The organism is Chitinivibrionales bacterium, assembly GCA_014728215.1.
Taxonomy (GTDB): Bacteria; Fibrobacterota; Chitinivibrionia; order Chitinivibrionales; family WJKA01; genus WJKA01.
The window spans coordinates 66,963-83,747 of record WJLZ01000215.1 but is presented as its reverse complement, the minus strand read 5'-3'; the positions used below and the strand labels follow the sequence as shown (position 1 = coordinate 83,747).

The following is a 16,785-nucleotide window of genomic DNA, read 5'->3' as shown; positions in this document are numbered from 1 at the left end:
TTTTCATGATGAATTCGATCTCTGTTTCCCATTCTTCCGACAGCCTTCAAGCATTCGTATTTGTTCCTGATATTCTGGAGAATGATTATCCCTCGGTGGAGGCGATAAAAAAGCGTCTTGCCGACTATTCGGTTGTTTACGGCATTAACGAGGAAATTATTCGGAAGATGGTTGCCGGTAAGGTATGCAATAGGAAGATTGAGATTGCGAGGGGAGTTCACCCGCAGCCCGGTAAAGACGGCCGGTGCGAAATACTGTTTGAAAGCACAGCGAAGAGAAAACCTAAAGTGTTGGAGAACGGTCGGGTTGATCACAAAGATCTCCAAATTATCATTAACGTCAGCAAAGGTACCCCTCTTGCCAGGCGGATACCTCCGGAGTCGGGTAAACCAGGACGATCGGTGACCGGAAAACCGATTCCCGCACCTGCGCCGAAGGATGCTTATCTCCATCCCGGAAAGGGGACCGAATTTTCACCCGAAAATCATGACCTTCTGGTAGCCTCTATTGATGGGGCGGTGTCGCTGCAGAAGGGGAATGTAATCGAGGTGAAAAATGAAAAGACGATTACTTCCAATATCGACTATTCAACCGGCAATATTGTTTTTGCCGGAGACCTGATTATCAGGGGAACGGTGAGGGCAGGATTTACTGTCGAAGCTGAAGGAGATATAATCATCGATCGGAGTGTCGAAGATACTGTTGTCACCTGTAAGGGCGACATGGAAATAAAGGGTGGAGCGGTCGGCTCCGACAAAGGGCTTCTGAAATGCAATGGATCCCTAAAAACCCGCCATATCGAACATTTTACCGTCGAAGCGGGAAATGATATCATTATTGCCGAAGATGCTATTCATTCGAACCTGCGGGCAGAAAACGTTGTAACGGCAAAAACACTGTTTGGCGGAATGATTCAAGCCGGGGTTGGCATTGAAGCCGTTATGATCGGTGCATCGGCCGAAACAAAAACAGTAGTTCATATCGGCGGGGTTTATGAACTGATCCAACAGAAACATTCGCTCTTGCGCCAGTTGATTCAGGTTTCCGAAAAAACCGGATTGGCCAAAGAAATGATGTATAAACTCGTAAAAGAAAACATGGATACCGAAGGTGAATTACCGCAAAATGTGCTGGACCGCTTTAACACCTTGAAGAATAAGCGAAAAGAATGTATGATAAAGTGTAACAAGCTGCAACATCAGCTGGATACACTGGATACCCGGATTGAGGCATTCCCCCGTCCGTATATAAAAGCCAGAAAAATTTATCCGGGAACGGTAATACAGTTCGGCACTTACGAGAAAGTGATTAAAAAAGAGGCTGTTAATATACACATTACAGTTGAAGATGAAAAAATAGTATTTATGTAGCGGTATAATCTGATTGCAGAATACCTTCTTCGAAAAGTAAGATGGTCCATATCAGGACATTTGTCGGTAAAGGAGCGGTGGTTGTGGTAATGGAGAAACGGAAAAATTTTTACTCGCTGCTGTCAGCATGCGTGCTGCTGTGTTTCGCTTTGGGCAGTGTTACTGCCGAAGAGGCTTCGGATTATATTCACTATCGATTGGGTATTAAATACAAGAGGGAAAATGATCATGGGCGGGCTATTGAAGAGTTCCGGAAAGTGCTGGCTGCCTATCCCGATAATTACAACGCCTATATGCATCTTGCCGAAATTCGCAAAATGCAAAACAGACCTCGCCTGGTTATTTATAATTTAAAGAAATCCCTTGCCTATAACCCGGGGTGGGGCAAAGCCCATAAGCTTTTGGCCGACGCTTATGAAGCCGACCGTCAGTATCAGAAAGCCATTATGGAGCTGCAGTTATACCAGCAGGCGTGCGATCCTGCCGAACGGGACAGTGTGCAGAATAAGATTGATAATTTAATTCAACGGGTAACAGGAAAGAGCATGTCCGGAACATCCGGTGAAACCGGGCAAACGGTTTCGGAATCAAAGGCTTCGGGGGCTCCTGTCAAAAGCAGCTCCGGTTCCCGGGCGCCGCGACGGTCAAAATCATCAGGTGTCTCGCAGAAAGCTGAGGAGGCATTTGAGCAGGGTGTCCTTTTATACAGCGAGAAAAAATATGACGAGTCACTTCAACATTTAAAGCAGTGTCTGCGCTATCATCCGGGCCATCCAGGCGCCTATTACTATGCCGCACTTATTCGCCGTCGCCAGGGAAAAAATCAAATGGCGAAAATCAATTTTCTGAAATCCCTTTCTTATCCTGAGCTTGGCTATAACGCCCATTTTTATTTGGGCAAAATTCTCGGTGAAGAAAAAAATTATGCCGAAGCAATTAAACATTTAACCAAATATACCAACAGTACCGATTATGGCGCCGGCAAAGAGGAATCCCGGGCGCTTATTGCCCTCTATAAAAAGGCGATGAAAGATCCCTCCGCCGAAGTTCCTGTTGTTGATGTCAAGGGTATCGGTGAAGAGCATCTTCGGGATGAAATCGAAAAGATCGGTCCTGAGGTTCCTTACAACCTTATTGAAGTCCGTATCGATGCGTTGCTGTCCATGACGATTGTGGATACCCTGACCGATCCCGGACAGGCCATGCTGAAGGGGGTCCGAGAATTTAACAAGGGGAATTTTGACAAGGCGATCAAGGAATTTAGAGAGGTTCAGGTCTCCTATCCTACCGCTGATGTTGCCGCTCATTGTATTTACGATGTGGGGGTGTGTTACCTGAAAATGGGACTCTTTACGAATGCCGATAATCAGTTCCAGCAGATTATCGATCGATATCCGTCCCATCCCCTGACAAGCCGGAGTTTATTCCTGAAAGGGCTCTGTTTTCTGGAAAAGGGTGAGTCGGCGGTGGCCGAAAAAATACTGCGCAGTTTTATCAGAAAATATCGGAGTCATGAGTGGGCGGGTAAGGCCTATGAAAATCTTGGCGACGCCTATGTCGATCTGGAACAGCATAAAAAAGCTATCGATGCCTATTCCCAGGCGGCTGTGCTTGCAGCCAACGGCGCAGACAAAGTTTATGCCCATCACAAAGCCGGAACCTGCTATCTGGAAGTTAATAATGCTTCACGAGCAGTTGCCAATTTCAAGAAAGCCATCGAGGAAGGTGAATCGGAAAAGGTTTATGAACGGGTTCCCGATTCTTATTACAAAATTGCCGATTATTATTATCAACAGAAAAAATATGAAGAAGCGATGAAATATTATAAACAGGTAACGAGGAAATATTCCAAATTTCAGGAAACTCCCTGGGGGCTTTTTCAAATCGGCAATATATATAAAAGCACCCGGGATTATCAAAAGGCGATTGAAACATACCGGAATCTTCTCGGAAAGTACCCCGATGATTACTGGGCCCGCCAGGCAAAATGGAAAATGGAAGATACGATCTGGGAGCACGAATACCAGGCGATTTTGCAATAAAAATACACATTATGAATAATACCGCGCTCATACATGAATTGAAAGATTCCTTTGCCCGGCAGCTTACATGGTACCGTCAACTTGACGGCCTGGTAAGTAAAGCATTGAGTTCGATAATTTTATCCCGTGGTGATCTTTCGCAGGTAATGAGCGGTATGGGTGAAAAACAGGAACTTTTAGATGCCATTACTCAGGAGCGGGAACGGATACAACCCACAATCGGAGAATGGCAGGAACGCAAAACTGAATTGAGCAGGGCGCCTGAAGCTGCTGAGCTTACATCGCTTTTCGATCAGACCGAAGAGACCATAAAGAGCTTTTTAAAAAATGAAGAGCAGCTAAAGACCTATCTGGAACATCTCATTGCCAGGGAGGGTTCGAACACCTGATGTCATCACAAGGAGATCCCCGGAATTCGATTTCGGATATGTCACCCGAAACTATTTCCATTCTTCAAAATGCATTTACCGAATTTCAGGAGCGGGCTGAAAAACTGAGCGCAGCTTATGCAGCCATGCAGGAAGATTTTCGCAAGGTAAACCTTGAACTCGACAAGAAGAATGATGAGCTTGCGGTCAGCCTGGCCCGCCAGGAAGAAATACAGACCTACCTGAGCAGTATCCTTGAGAGCATGAATAATGGAGTGATCGGTGTCGATATAATGGGCAAGATCACCCACTTTAACCAGGCCGCTTCGGATATAACCGGTTATAGTCCCGATGAGGTCGTGGGGAAATCCTATGCGGATTTTTTCCAGACCAGAGATGATGGTGGGCCGACGCTTCTTGATACTTTGTCGAGCGGCAAGGAATTGGCCCTGGATGAGAAGGTTATCTGGGCTAACGACGGCAATCCCATACCGGTTTCCTATCAGACCTCTATTCTGAAAGAGAAAAAAGCCGGACTCCTGGGTGCGGTCGAGATATTCAGTGATATTTCACGGATTAAGGCGCTGGAAGAAGAAATGCAGCAGGCCCGAACCATGGCTGCAGTTGGTGAAATGGCGGCAACCGTTGCCCACGAAATCCGGAACCCTCTCGGCGCCATGGGGGTATGGGCGGGGCTTCTTGAGCGGGATCTGAAACCGGAGGACCCCCAACGAAAAACAGTGAGTAAAATTATCGAGGGTCTGGCCCGTCTGAATCGTATCGTATCCAACCTTCTGGTATACTGCCGCCCTGTGAAGGCTGAATTGCGCAGGATAAACATGAAAGAGCTTTTAAATGAAATAATTGATTTTGTGGAAATCGAAATAGAACGCCGGGGGCAGGACGTTGCCATACAAAAAGAGTGGCCTTCCAGGGGGGAATTGCTTGTTGGTGCCGATCCCGAGAAACTGCAGCAAGTTGTCATGAACCTCTGTTTAAATGCAGTGCAGGCTATGCCGGAAGGAGGAACCCTGACGGTTACGGTCGATCAGTCTTCGGAGAGCCAGGGGGGGTACATTTCATTCGCCGTCACCGATACCGGTATGGGAATAGAAGAAGAACGGATGAACAAGATATTCGATCCTTTTCATACAACCAAGGAGAACGGAACAGGTCTCGGTCTTGCAATAGTAAAGAAGATGGTCGAATACCATTCCGGGCATATCAGTGTTTCCAGCACGCCGGACAAGGGAACCACATTCAAAGTCTTTTTGCCACGAGCCGAAGCGTAATACGAGGAGAGAATTCATGGCCAGAGAGCACATTCTTGTTGTTGATGACGATTCTTTATTCAGGGAATCGATTATAGAAATACTGTGCCGTCAGGGATACGATCCCGAACCTGCGGCAAATGGTGAGGAAGCGATCAGAAGTTTTCGCAGTGGTGTTTTCGATCTTGTGATCTCGGATATGAAAATGCCTGGAATGTCGGGTATCGAACTTCTTGAAAAGATCAAGCAGATGAACGGCGATATTCCTTTTCTCATGGTAACTGCCTTTGGTGATGTTAATACTGCGGTTGATGCAATGAAAAAGGGCGCAAATGATTATATCCAGAAAACGAATAATCTTATCGATGAACTGGAATTTTCGGTCAAGCGGTTACTGGAGTACCGGCTGCTGGTAAGGGAGAACAAGCAGCTCAAGACCGCACTCAGAAAGCAGTATATGTATGTGGGAAGGAATGAATCTGTTGAAAAGATCAGAACACTTACCGACAAGGTGGCGCCGAGCCGTTCGACGGTTCTGATATCCGGTGAATCGGGTACGGGTAAAGAGCTTGTCGCCCGGTCGATTCACTGTCTCAGCAATCGATGTCGGAATCCTTTTATCAAAGTTAATTGTGCGGCACTTCCCGAGGGGCTTATCGAATCCGAATTATTTGGCCATGAAAAGGGAGCCTTTACCGGGGCCATGAAACAGAAAACCGGGAAATTTGAGCTGGCTTCGGGCGGCACGATTCTTCTTGATGAAATCGGGGAAATGCCGGCAACAGTGCAGGCAAAACTGCTTCGAGTGCTTCAGGAGCGGGAGATCAACCGGGTCGGCGGCGAGGAGTCGATAGAGGTCGATGTGCGGGTTGTTGCGACAACAAATCGCGACCTGGACAACGATGTTGCCAAGGGACGGTTCCGGGAAGATCTTTTTTACCGGCTCAATGTATTTCATATCCTGCTCCCGCCGCTGCGGGAACGAAAAGACGACATCCCTGAGCTGGTCGAACACTTTGTCAAAAAATATAACGATGAAAACGGATTCAGTGTTGAGGGCCTGGGAGAGGGTGCTCTGGAGAAACTCAGAGACCATGGTTGGCCCGGCAATATCCGTGAACTCGAAAATACCATCGAACGTGCCGTTGTTTTGACCAGGTCGGGGCTGATCGATGACGGTCTTCTGGAATTCAAAGGAAATGCGCGGGAAAAACAGTCCAATGCATTTAATATTAAACCCGGACTGACTGTCGCGCTGGCAGAAAAAGAATTGATACTCAGAACACTCGAACATTGCAGCCAGAACCGTACGAAAGCGGCCCGGATGCTGGATATTTCCATTCGGACCCTCAGGAACAAACTCAAAGAATATGCCCTGTCTCCCGGCTGACTCGGTTAAATGCATTATCCTTATATATCTTCATATATCTTCTTGACTTACCTTACGATAAACCATATCATTATAGGTGAAATGTTTCCGTCTTTTACCATGATGAAGACCGGAAGAGCAATCTTTTGCTGCGCCTGAAAAGGACGACCATATGCTCGGTATCAGTACAAAATCCATTATATATAAAACCATAATCCTTTACATTTTTGTAACGATTCTCAATATCACCATTTTCAATATCATGGTATATGAGAATCAGACCGATCTTATCAGAGACAATGCCATTTTGAGCAGCCAGCATATGGCATCGAGTCTCAAGTATCGTATCGATAATATAATCAGTAATAATGGTGATTTGACAACTGTTACTGTGAACAAGATTCTGAGAGAAGCCGCCGCCCTCGGAATCAGAGATATGACCATTTTTACCGAGGGCGGGAAAGTTATTGTCGATATACGGAATAATCAGTCTACCGGCAAAAAGGAGGCTGATGTTACCGATCTAAAAATGATCAATATGGCAATAACCAAACGGGGATTCGAAGACAAACTTTTTTACAATCGGATCCATAAGAGCTCAAAAACGATCGACCTCTATATTCCCTTTACCTACGAAGTCGATAAGATCGGTGTGGCATACATAACCCTGGCCATGCGTGATATCGATGAAGCTATGGGTAATCTGCTATGGCAATGTGTTCTGATTGCCATTCTGATTATTGCCATTCATCTTGTATTTGCCTGGCTTCTTTCGAAAATGATTCTCATACCACTGCGGAACCTGAATGAGGCGACTCATTCTATTGCACAGGGTAATCTGGATATCCGTGTGCCGATTGTGCGGGATGATGAAATCGGTCACCTGGCATCGTCGTTCAACGAAATGAGTGTGGCTTTGCAGCGAATGCGTGATGAAGCCAAGGGCGCCAACCCACTCACGGGTCTGCCCGGAAATATCACTATCGCTCAGTATATCGATGATTGTTTGAGTGCAGGCAAGATTATATGCGTTCTCTATTGCGATCTTGACAATTTCAAGGCTTATAACGACAAATATGGATTTACAAAGGGTGATGAGGCCATTTTGTATACCCGTGATTGTCTTGTTGCGGTTTCGAAACGGAAAGACATGCGCAATGTTTTTATCGGTCATGAAGGTGGCGATGATTTTGTCGTGGTTACCGAATATGAATACTGGGAAGCCTTTGCCAAAGCCTTTATAACCACGTTCGACCGTGGTATCTATCAGTTTTATAACAGTGTCGATGCCCGGAACGGATTTATCGAATCCATCAACCGGAAAGGGGAGCGGCAGCGTTTTCCGCTCATGAGTGTATCGATCGCTATTGTTACCAACAAAACACGGCCTTTCAGACGGCATGCAGAGATGATTCAGGTTGCGGCTGAAGTGAAAAAACATGTGAAAAACATGGATGGCTCCTGTTATGCTATCGACCGGAGAACAGGATCGATCAGTCCGACCCAGAGAATCGCTACCCCGCCCGGGAGAAACACAATCTCTACCAATGGTTGATTATTATGAGTGCTGCAATGAAAATAGTCTCTATGGTCCTCATCATTGTCGCCTCTGTCGGCTTCAATATGGGCCTGGTCGATATCCGTTTTGAAGAACTCCGGTATCTCCTCGATAAAATTGTTGTTGATGAAAAAGCCGGCCAGACTTTCGGTATTGTGGCCAAATACGAACTCATCAAGCAGAGAATACTGTATGGTGAAGAAAACATTAAGAGCTTCGAACTCGAAGCCAAAGTCGCCGCTCTTACCTCGAGTGGGCAGGCCGAAAAACTGCAGGAAAACAAACAGCAAAAATTCTATCTTATCCCAATTCGAATAATGCTCAACGGTATCCGGTTTGTGCTGGGAAAAGAACCAATCAAACCAAAAGAAGAAAATCAGATATTAAAAGTGCTGGAAATCGGCTATTTCTGGGAACGAAACAAGAAATATCCCGAAGCCATCAAGATTTATGATCAGGTAATGGAAAATCCCGGACTTACGCCGGAAATAAAATCGGCCGTTATGGCCCATAAGGCATTTTGCCATTCGATGCTCAGTGAGTATTCGGTCGCAAAGGATATTTACGAAAGAATAATCAACGTCTATCCAGAAACGGAGGCCGGAATACTCTCCTGGAAACTACTGGACTTTATCGAATCGATGGAAGAGGAGCGGACATCGGTTAAGGCCCAGAAAGATCTTTCGGATTTTGAGAAGGCAAAACAGTTTTATATGCTGATGGATTATCGTAATGCAATTAGATATTTTTCGATCTTCTTTCAGAAAAATCCTTCATCACGACTGGAGTGGGAGGCACGGTATTTCAAGGGACGGGCTCATGAAGAGATGGGGGAGACCCAGGAGGCGACTACCGAATATTACCGGGTCATGCGCAATGATAAGAGCCGTGTCTGGGCAAAACAGGCCAACCGGCGGATGATTATGCTTGGTGAATTTTACGAACACAAGCAGCAGATGGCTGAAGAGGCGCGGAAACAACTGGCCAAGTATCAGGACCAGGCATTTATGGACCGGCTTGAACAATTTGCCGATCTGGTGGAAGAAAGCTCTTTACGAAAAGAACTTCTTGGAAGCAAGTCCCAAAAAGAGATAACCGCCTATGCGGTTGATGACAGTCTGCTGAAGCTTATCAATAAAATCGGGAGTCTGGACCTGACCGGTGAGAAAGAAAAGAAAAAACACCGAGAACTCGAAAAGATGAAACGGGAGCTGATGGCAAAAGGTTCACTTCCAAAGGGAGAAATAAAGGAACTCGAGCGGCTCACGGCACTCAAAGGCAATCCCTACCGCCGTCCGACAGCAATTAAGCGGATTATCGATGAAAATTCATCACAGTTAAGATATCTCTACAACAAACGCCTTCGTACAGGAAACAAACTTTCGGGGAGAATGGAAGTTGAGATACGGATTGCTGCAGCGGGTAATGTAAAAAGCGCAAAAGTTCTCCGTTCGGATATCGGTGATGGAAGCTTTGAGAAATCCATTACCCACAGAATACTCACCTGGCGGTTTCGACCGGTCCCCGATAGTCTGGGAGAGCTGAAAGTAAACTATCCCTTCGAGTTTTACGAAGAAAACAGTTATTGATTGTAAGGATAAACTGCCGGAGAACAGAGCACCCGATTTTACAAACAAAGGGTTTTATTCGGTTATCTCACCTATGCGCCCAGCCCGGTTGAGATAGGTGTCGTGGTCTGCTACTTTCTGCTTGTTGCTCCTGAGAATTCTGTCAAAGCTGCTCCACTCCTTTTTCGTGATCTCCTGTATCCGTGCAACGGCATCATCGGAACTAAAGAAAGTATAATAATCATATTTTTCCAGAACATCCGCAGCAAGTGGAACATCTTCGGTAAGAAGAACCGCTCCTGCTGTCATTATATCAAATACCCTCGGACTGATATGAGCATCCAGGGGGGCTTGTTCCGGCGATGATATCGAGAGATTGAGCCCGATTTTGGCAGAGCATATAATGCTGCGGTGCTCTTCTGCATCAACCCAGCTTCCCTTCACAACACATCGGCTCAGAGGGCCGGAATAGGAAGACCATCCTTTACCACCGATAACACAGTCGATGCCTTTTTCGGCACAGTGTTCCAGGAAACGGATACGGTATTCGGAAGGAAAACCGACAAAGGCAATGTCATGGATTTTGTCGGTTTGGGGGAGCGGAGCACCCAGAGGTCCTGTTGCGGCAGTGGGAAGGAATTCATAGTGAACATTATACCTGGAACAGGCGTCTTTGATTTCACCTTTTTGTATGGCAAGGAAGTAATCATATCCCTCGATAATGTTTTTCCAGTAGTCGGCGACTCGGTAATCTTCATAAAACCAGTGAATCGTGGTTATGCCCTGTTTTTTCAGAAGTGTTGCAGCGAACAGGGTAACGGGACTGAATGCAGGCACGAGAAGATGAGTCGCTTCGAAATCGAGGCACTGCACGATGAGGAGCTGATTGACAAGATCGACCGAAAGGTTTTCATCAGGATTTTTCAGAATTCCCTTGAAGGCATTACTGTACTGTTTTGTATCGAAAATTTTTACCCTGTTTTCACCTAAAAGGGTTGTGAATGCTGTGGCAGTTTCGCGGCCGGCCGACCGTGCCGCGCCATCGGGGGGAATGGTAATAATCCATCGTGTCATAGGAGATCATCATGCAGCGTCACCGAGCAGATCCCTCCACTTTTTTGCGCCTTTGCCAGGGCAACTTTGTTTGCAAATTCGGCGGCAATAAAGGGATCGTCACCTCGAGCGATACGATGGAGAAATCCACCGTTGAAAAAGCTTCCGATAAGAGTCAGGTCTTTGATTGAACTTCCCGCATCGGGCTGCGGATACTCTTCGACTTTACCGTCATACCCGATCATGCATCCCTGGGGACCGTTTTTTACCACGACAATGGAAACCCCGCGATCCCAGAGAAACCCGATAACATCGAGAGGACGTTCGTATCCGAAAAGCGCCTTGGTTTCATCGGGGGCCGAAGGAAAGATGACATCAATTAAGGGGAGGACACTCCATAACCCTTCCTTGGCATCATCGAGCGACCATCGCTGCAGCCGAAGGTTGGGATCATAGGCGACCATGATATCGTTACGGTGGGCATAGTGAAATGCCTTGAATACCGTATGGCGGGCCGCTTTGGATATCGACTGAAGTTCGCTGGATGCATACACAATTTTAGAATTATCCACCAGGTCGTCATAGACCATCGCCGGGGAAAGATGTTCAGAGGCATTTCCCGGCCGGTGGTACAGATATTCCCGTTGATCCTGGCTCCGGGAGTTACAGAAGTAAATCCCGTTATAACCGTTGCAGGTAATGACATGATCGATATTAACTCCCTGGGAGAGAATGCGGTCTCTCAGGAAGCTGTGAAACGGGTCCCGTCCAACCGCAGAAATCAAGGAGACGGTCGAGCCGAGTTTGGCTGCAGTTGAGGCAACGTAAATATCGGCTCCCCCAATATCTTTCTGAAATTCGGTGCTATGGATAATCTCCCGCTCGCTGCGGAATTCGACAAATGCTTCGCCGATAACCAGAAGGTCGATGTCACGAAACGGCATTGCTTTCATATAAGAGTGTCCCTTATCCGATTTTTAAAACGGAGAAATAATATACGATCGGAGCGGGTCCTGTTCATCCTGTGAAAGTTCGGTAAACTGCATGCCCCATATATACGAATCATCTTCTTCCCGGGACCAGACAATCTTACCTTTGCACTGAGATTCACCATAGGGTGTACGAACTGCAAAGGCTACTTCGGATCCCGGTTCAAGCTCCAGACCTTCATGGGGACCGTCAAGCTTGAATCCCGCTCCCAACTCAGAAACATCCCGCATGAGAGCCCGATACTCTTTTCCGTTGATCGAAAATGTTGATGGACTGAACGTTACCAGCTTTCTTCGCTGGACACGCCTGCGCTCATTTCCTTGGTATGATGACATGGGCACGACTCCTTAAAATAACAGCAAACATTTATTCGGCGGCAACTTTTGTGGAAAATTGCCGTATCATTTTTTCAATTTTTTCTTTTCGGGCCAAACAATCGATCCATTCCTCGGGAATACTCTCGAGTCCGTATTCGGCGCCCGCCAATCCTCCTGCCAGGATACCGGATGTGTCGGTGTCAAGGCCTGAATTTACAGAGGCCAGAACAATATCCCGTGTGGTCGTATGATTCATAAAAGACCATAAAGCAGCCTCCAGAGTATCGACAACATAGCCGGTCGTATTGATCTGCGCTGCTTTGCAGGAAACAATATCCCCCGAAAGGATACGGTCAAAATGCTCAATCTCATTTTTGAACGGTTTTTGCGATTTATAATAGCGGCCGGCTTTTTCGACGGTTTGAGCAAAGGCTTTCTCTTTCGGGTTTTCCGAAAAGAGATTTTTTATTAATAACGAATAGATTCCGCAAGCCATCATCGAACGGGGATGGGCATGAGTAATTGCGGATATTTCGTGGACAGCCGCAAGGAACTCATCGATGTCTTTTTTCATAAAATAGAGTGCCGCAGGCAATATGCGCATCAGGGAACCATTGCCGTTATCTTCTTCACCCGCACAACCGGATTTGCGGGCATCTTTGCCCGATCGGAAATTTTCAAGTGCCACGTAGGTTACAATCCCGCAATCAAAAACATGGCCGTTAGCGGTCAGGTGAGAACTGAAAAGCCACCGGCAGAATGTCCGGGCAATATCTTCGAGATCATACCCCTTACATAAACTCTCGATTGTACAAAGTGAGAGAGCGGTGTCGTCGGACCATGTTCCTTCAGGCTGGTCGTAACGGCCGTATCCCAGCATGTTCTTAACCGAACAAAGGGATAATTCTCGGCTGGTAGAGTATTCGACTGGCACACCAAGAGCATCGCCGATTATTCCTGCAATTATTGAAGATCTGATTTTCGCTTTAAAATCCATTGAATTCGGTCAGACAGTATTCTGTATCTTGTGTTCGCTTTTGCACCAGGGAAAATCGCTTAAATGCGCCTGTATCGCTTATGTACGGCTCGATAAACCTGGCAGTGAGTATGAAAATAGTATGCAGAACCGCTATTTATCTAATATATATAAGGACTATAAACAAAAGACTTATATTAATTATACATTACTTGTTTTATTTTATGACTCTTAAAAAATATTTTTTACCTATTTATATCTTAGCACAGGGAAAAAATTTACATGATTGTTCTTGCAGATACAAATATCCGCATGGCTGAAAGCGCCTTTTCTCAGTTTGGTACCGTGAATTGTATGCCGGGGCGGGAGATAACAAAGGAGCATCTGAACAATGTCGGGATGCTGATTGTCCGCTCGGTGACCAGGGTTGGTGAAGAGCTTCTCAGAGAAACACCGGTGAAATTTGTCGGCACGACCACTATCGGAATCGATCATATCGATACCGGATATCTCAGAGATGATAATATCGGATTTGCATCCGCACCGGGATCCAATGCCGATTCTGTAGCCGAATATGTGGTTTCGGCATTATTCCATCTTAACAAGGGAAGCGATTTTAAAGGGAAAACCATTGGAATAATCGGTGTGGGAAATGTCGGCAGCCGGGTGTGCGCCCGAGCCCGGACTCTGGGGTTCCAATGCCTGCTGAACGATCCGCCAAAAAAGAAGAGGACCGGATGTGATATCTTCCGGGAGCTTCCGGAGGTCCTGGGGCAGGCCGACATAGTGACTGTTCACGTTCCTTTGGAAAATGAGGGCGAATATGCTACTCGTCATATGATAAACGACAGCTTTTTATCAATGATGAAAGAGGGAGCGATCCTGGTGAATACCAGCAGGGGGAATGTCTCGGATGAAGATGCGATTGTAAAAAACCGCTCAAAGCTGGGGGGATGTGTTCTTGATGTGTGGCAAAACGAGCCGGATCTTAGCGAGAAGACCCTTTCTGTTGCCGATATCGCTACTCCCCATATCGCCGGATACTCGATAGACGGCAAGATTCGCGGAACCAAAATGGTCTATGATGCTGCATGTGCTTTCCTTTTCAAAGAAAATAAATGGGACGCTGGAGATTACCGGAAAGAGGGAACGCAGTACTCCATCGATCTTAAAGAGAGCAGTGATCCTGTTTTTGATGCAATGCGTTTCGTTTATCCTATCATGGAAGATGACGCTGCTTTGCGGGAAATTACCTCGAAAAAAGCAGAGGAACGGGCTTCGTATTTTGACTCACTCAGAGCGAATTACGGCGACCGGTATGAATGTCTAAAATATTCGGTCGTATGCTCAAAGGGGCAGGAGAGAGAAGCCGGTATTCTGAAAGGACTTGGTTTTTCGGTCGTTATCGATTGATTTATCAGTGTCTAAATGATGATCAGGGTAAAAATGAAGGAGGAGTGGACAAAGGATTTGGTTGTCTGCAAAGCCCTGTAAACTTGAAAACAACCGCTTTTTCTACCTATTTTGTAGGAGCATTACATCAGAATTTGTTATTCTGAGCCATCCTTAATGCGACAGCACACAGATACATGAAATTGATAACGCTTTGATGGAAGCGTTTCGGATATCAGTTCGTGCGAAATTGCATATCAGTTTTTCAGAAAGGTTATTATGGCTGATCCTGCGGATAAGCTGAGGAATTTCATCCCCCGCAACAAATATGTGGTTTGTATCGATTCCGATGGGTGTGTTTTCGATTCGATGGAAATCAAGCATAAAGAGTGCTTTTGCCCCCAGTTTATAAATCATTACGATTTGCAACCGGTCTCCAAGTATGCCCGTGAAGTTTGGGAATTTGTTAATTTGTATTCTGTAGGCCGTGGGTTGAACCGGTTCAAGGCCCTGATTAAGGCACTGGATCTCTGTGCTGACCGCCGGGAAATAAAAGACCGGAATATTTCCATTACCCGGGCACAGGGGGTCAGGGACTGGATTCGCCACGAAAGCAGGCTCGGAAATCCTGCATTAAAAGCCGAAATTGAAAAGAATCCCGATCCCGATCTGAAGAGAGCGCTTGAGTGGTCGCTCGATGTTAATGAAGTGGTTGGAAAAATTGTTCGTAATGTCCCTCCCTTTCCATTGGTGCGGGAGTCTCTTGAAAAGATTACGCAGCAGGCGGATGTTATCGTTGTTTCCCAGACACCGCTTGCGAACTTGGAAAAGGAATGGAATGAACATGACCTTGCCGGATTTGTAAACATTATCGCCGGTCAGGAGATGGGCACAAAGAAAGAGCATATAGATTATGTAGTGCGCGATAAATACGAGTCTGGCAAAGTAATTATGCTTGGTGATGCTCCGGGAGATTTTCATGCGGCAAAAGCCAATGGGGTGCTCTATTATCCTGTAAACCCGGGACATGAGGAGGCATCATGGAAGCGTTTTCATGATGAAACGCTCGATAAATTTTTCGGCGGCACCTATGCAGGAGAGTACGAAGAAAAATGCATCAATGAATTCAACAATTATTTACCGGAGAATCCGCCGTGGCAATAGCCGGTAATCGAGGGAGTATATACTATGTTATATAGCAGGGGAGGTTCAACAGGCGCACTTTCGGGCGAAGACATGAAAAAGGGGCTTTTCGAGGCATTCGATAAGCTGGGACCGAAAAAGAAGGTGCTTGTTATTCCGCCGGATATTACCCGCTACCATTCAAAAGCCGGTGTGTTGACAGAATACGCCTGGCAATATTATGGAGACGCCCTTACCGATATCCTTCCTGCTATCGGAACGCATTATCCCATGACCGACGATGAAATTTCTGCGATGTTCGGGAGTGTTCCTCATTCGTTGTTCCGGGTACACGACTGGCGGGGCGGCATTGCCACGCTGGGTGAAGTACCGGGTGATTTTGTTGCGGAGGCCAGTGAAGGCAAGCTCGATTACCCCTGGCCCGCCCAGGTCGACAAGTTGCTGGTTGAAGGGGGCTTCGATCTGATACTCTCGATTGGTCAGGTGGTGCCGCACGAAGTTATCGGTATGGCAAATTACAATAAAAATATCTTTGTAGGTACCGGCGGAGTCGAGGGTATCAACAAAAGCCACTATCTTGGAGCGGTTTACGGCATGGAACGGATTATGGGACGGGCCGATAATCCGGTGCGAAGTGTGCTGAATTATGCATCGGAGCATTTTGCCGACCATTTACCGATTGTCTATGTCCATACGGTCGTGGCGCGCAATGCCCGGGGAGAAATGGAAACCCGCGGCCTTTTTATTGGTACCGACCACGATTGTTTTGTGCAGGCGGCCGAACTCAGTGTGCAGGTTAATTTTGAAATGCTGGATAAACCGCTGAAAAAAGTCGTTGTTTATCTCGATCCACAGGAATTTAAAAGCACCTGGCTGGGCAACAAGAGTATCTACCGTACCCGGATGGCCCTTGATGACGAGGGTGAATTGATTGTTCTTGCACCGGGAGTAAAAGAATTTGGTGAAGATGCTGCTATTGATGGTCTTATTCGTAAATATGGTTATGTGGGCACGCCGAAGGTGCTTGAGCTGGTGGATACCAACGATGACCTTCGGTCGAACCTCGGCGCCGCCGCGCATCTGATTCACGGTTCTTCGGAGGGGCGGTTCTCCATAACCTACTGCCCCGGGGGATTGACCAGGGAAGAGATCGAAGGAGTTAACTTTGGCTGGGCCGATCTTGAGGAAATGCAAAGACGGTATAATCCGGCAAAATTAAAAGATGGATTCAATACCATGCCCGATGGTGAGGAAATTTATTTTATCTCCAATCCGGCGGTAGGATTGTGGGCATATAAAGAACGATTTACAGCATAAGATATTCCCGGCAGAAAATGGAAATCTATACTATTCATTCAATAAACAGAA

At 46.5% G+C, this 16,785-nt stretch carries 14 protein-coding genes; 10 read left to right on the top strand and 4 right to left on the bottom strand.

What is annotated here, in order from left to right; all coding sequences use genetic code 11:
• Window positions 1–5: 5 nt before the first annotated feature.
• The 7 genes from GF401_19950 to GF401_19920 all read left to right on the top strand — a co-directional run bounded on the left by GF401_19950 (window position 6) and on the right by GF401_19920 (window position 9,567).
• Complete coding sequence (locus GF401_19950; GenBank protein MBD3347336.1) at window positions 6–1,370, top strand: DUF342 domain-containing protein; 1,365 nt, start codon at window positions 6–8, stop codon at window positions 1,368–1,370.
• A gap of 41 nt (window positions 1,371–1,411) precedes the next feature.
• Window positions 1,412–3,412, top strand: coding sequence for a tetratricopeptide repeat protein (locus GF401_19945; GenBank protein MBD3347335.1), 2,001 nt, complete (start codon window positions 1,412–1,414; stop codon window positions 3,410–3,412).
• On the top strand, window positions 3,358–3,801 hold the full coding sequence (locus GF401_19940) for a hypothetical protein (GenBank protein ID MBD3347334.1): 444 nt from the start codon (window positions 3,358–3,360) through the stop codon (window positions 3,799–3,801). Before GF401_19945 ends, GF401_19940 begins: the two co-directional genes overlap by 55 nt.
• On the top strand, window positions 3,801–5,072 hold the full coding sequence (locus GF401_19935) for a PAS domain S-box protein (protein MBD3347333.1): 1,272 nt from the start codon (window positions 3,801–3,803) through the stop codon (window positions 5,070–5,072). The genes GF401_19940 and GF401_19935 overlap by 1 nt, the downstream gene beginning before the upstream one ends.
• 16 nt (window positions 5,073–5,088) lie before the next feature.
• On the top strand, window positions 5,089–6,441 hold the full coding sequence (locus GF401_19930) for a response regulator (protein MBD3347332.1): 1,353 nt from the start codon (window positions 5,089–5,091) through the stop codon (window positions 6,439–6,441).
• A gap of 151 nt (window positions 6,442–6,592) precedes the next feature.
• On the top strand, window positions 6,593–7,975 hold the full coding sequence (locus tag GF401_19925; GenBank protein MBD3347331.1) for a HAMP domain-containing protein: 1,383 nt from the start codon (window positions 6,593–6,595) through the stop codon (window positions 7,973–7,975).
• A 5-nt stretch (window positions 7,976–7,980) separates the two neighbouring features.
• A complete protein-coding gene (locus tag GF401_19920; GenBank protein ID MBD3347330.1) occupies window positions 7,981–9,567 on the top strand; it encodes a TonB family protein in 1,587 nt (528 codons plus the stop codon).
• Window positions 9,568–9,621: 54 nt separating this feature from the next.
• On the opposite strand, the gene GF401_19915 is transcribed toward GF401_19920, so the two are convergent.
• The 4 genes from GF401_19915 to GF401_19900 are packed head-to-tail and all read right to left on the bottom strand — an operon-like array spanning window position 9,622 to window position 12,903.
• Entirely contained in the window at window positions 9,622–10,620 is a 999-nt protein-coding gene (locus GF401_19915) for a hypothetical protein (GenBank protein MBD3347329.1), read from the bottom strand.
• Window positions 10,617–11,552 (bottom strand): hypothetical protein, encoded by a 936-nt coding sequence (locus tag GF401_19910; protein ID MBD3347328.1) that lies wholly within the window; start codon window positions 11,550–11,552, stop codon window positions 10,617–10,619. The genes GF401_19915 and GF401_19910 overlap by 4 nt, the downstream gene beginning before the upstream one ends.
• A gap of 24 nt (window positions 11,553–11,576) precedes the next feature.
• Entirely contained in the window at window positions 11,577–11,924 is a 348-nt protein-coding gene (locus GF401_19905) for a hypothetical protein (protein MBD3347327.1), read from the bottom strand.
• 31 nt (window positions 11,925–11,955) lie between these two features.
• Window positions 11,956–12,903: an ADP-ribosylglycohydrolase family protein gene (locus GF401_19900; GenBank protein MBD3347326.1), complete on the bottom strand. Its 948-nt coding sequence runs from the start codon at window positions 12,901–12,903 to the stop codon at window positions 11,956–11,958.
• Window positions 12,904–13,164: 261 nt separating this feature from the next.
• Between GF401_19900 and GF401_19895 the strand changes: the two genes are divergently transcribed.
• The 3 genes from GF401_19895 to GF401_19885 all read left to right on the top strand — a co-directional run bounded on the left by GF401_19895 (window position 13,165) and on the right by GF401_19885 (window position 16,734).
• On the top strand, window positions 13,165–14,295 hold the full coding sequence (locus GF401_19895) for a DUF3410 domain-containing protein (protein MBD3347325.1): 1,131 nt from the start codon (window positions 13,165–13,167) through the stop codon (window positions 14,293–14,295).
• A gap of 258 nt (window positions 14,296–14,553) precedes the next feature.
• Complete coding sequence (locus GF401_19890; GenBank protein MBD3347324.1) at window positions 14,554–15,438, top strand: HAD hydrolase-like protein; 885 nt, start codon at window positions 14,554–14,556, stop codon at window positions 15,436–15,438.
• 24 nt (window positions 15,439–15,462) lie between these two features.
• On the top strand, window positions 15,463–16,734 hold the full coding sequence (locus GF401_19885; protein ID MBD3347323.1) for a DUF2088 domain-containing protein: 1,272 nt from the start codon (window positions 15,463–15,465) through the stop codon (window positions 16,732–16,734).
• The last annotated feature ends 51 nt before the right edge of the window (window positions 16,735–16,785 follow it).

What these genes read in the sequence shown, in the direction of transcription:
- GF401_19950 (MBD3347336.1), top strand. Translation starts at nt 6, where the DNA reads ATGATGAATTCGATCTCTGTTTCCCATTCTTCCGACAGCCTTCAAGCA.
- GF401_19945 (MBD3347335.1), top strand. Translation starts at nt 1,412, where the DNA reads ATGGTCCATATCAGGACATTTGTCGGTAAAGGAGCGGTGGTTGTGGTA.
- GF401_19940 (MBD3347334.1), top strand. Translation starts at nt 3,358, where the DNA reads ATGGAAAATGGAAGATACGATCTGGGAGCACGAATACCAGGCGATTTT.
- GF401_19935 (MBD3347333.1), top strand. Translation starts at nt 3,801, where the DNA reads ATGTCATCACAAGGAGATCCCCGGAATTCGATTTCGGATATGTCACCC.
- GF401_19930 (MBD3347332.1), top strand. Translation starts at nt 5,089, where the DNA reads ATGGCCAGAGAGCACATTCTTGTTGTTGATGACGATTCTTTATTCAGG.
- GF401_19925 (MBD3347331.1), top strand. Translation starts at nt 6,593, where the DNA reads ATGCTCGGTATCAGTACAAAATCCATTATATATAAAACCATAATCCTT.
- GF401_19920 (MBD3347330.1), top strand. Translation starts at nt 7,981, where the DNA reads ATGAGTGCTGCAATGAAAATAGTCTCTATGGTCCTCATCATTGTCGCC.
- GF401_19915 (MBD3347329.1), bottom strand. Translation starts at nt 10,620, where the DNA reads ATGACACGATGGATTATTACCATTCCCCCCGATGGCGCGGCACGGTCG.
- GF401_19910 (MBD3347328.1), bottom strand. Translation starts at nt 11,552, where the DNA reads ATGAAAGCAATGCCGTTTCGTGACATCGACCTTCTGGTTATCGGCGAA.
- GF401_19905 (MBD3347327.1), bottom strand. Translation starts at nt 11,924, where the DNA reads ATGTCATCATACCAAGGAAATGAGCGCAGGCGTGTCCAGCGAAGAAAG.
- GF401_19900 (MBD3347326.1), bottom strand. Translation starts at nt 12,903, where the DNA reads ATGGATTTTAAAGCGAAAATCAGATCTTCAATAATTGCAGGAATAATC.
- GF401_19895 (MBD3347325.1), top strand. Translation starts at nt 13,165, where the DNA reads ATGATTGTTCTTGCAGATACAAATATCCGCATGGCTGAAAGCGCCTTT.
- GF401_19890 (MBD3347324.1), top strand. Translation starts at nt 14,554, where the DNA reads ATGGCTGATCCTGCGGATAAGCTGAGGAATTTCATCCCCCGCAACAAA.
- GF401_19885 (MBD3347323.1), top strand. Translation starts at nt 15,463, where the DNA reads ATGTTATATAGCAGGGGAGGTTCAACAGGCGCACTTTCGGGCGAAGAC.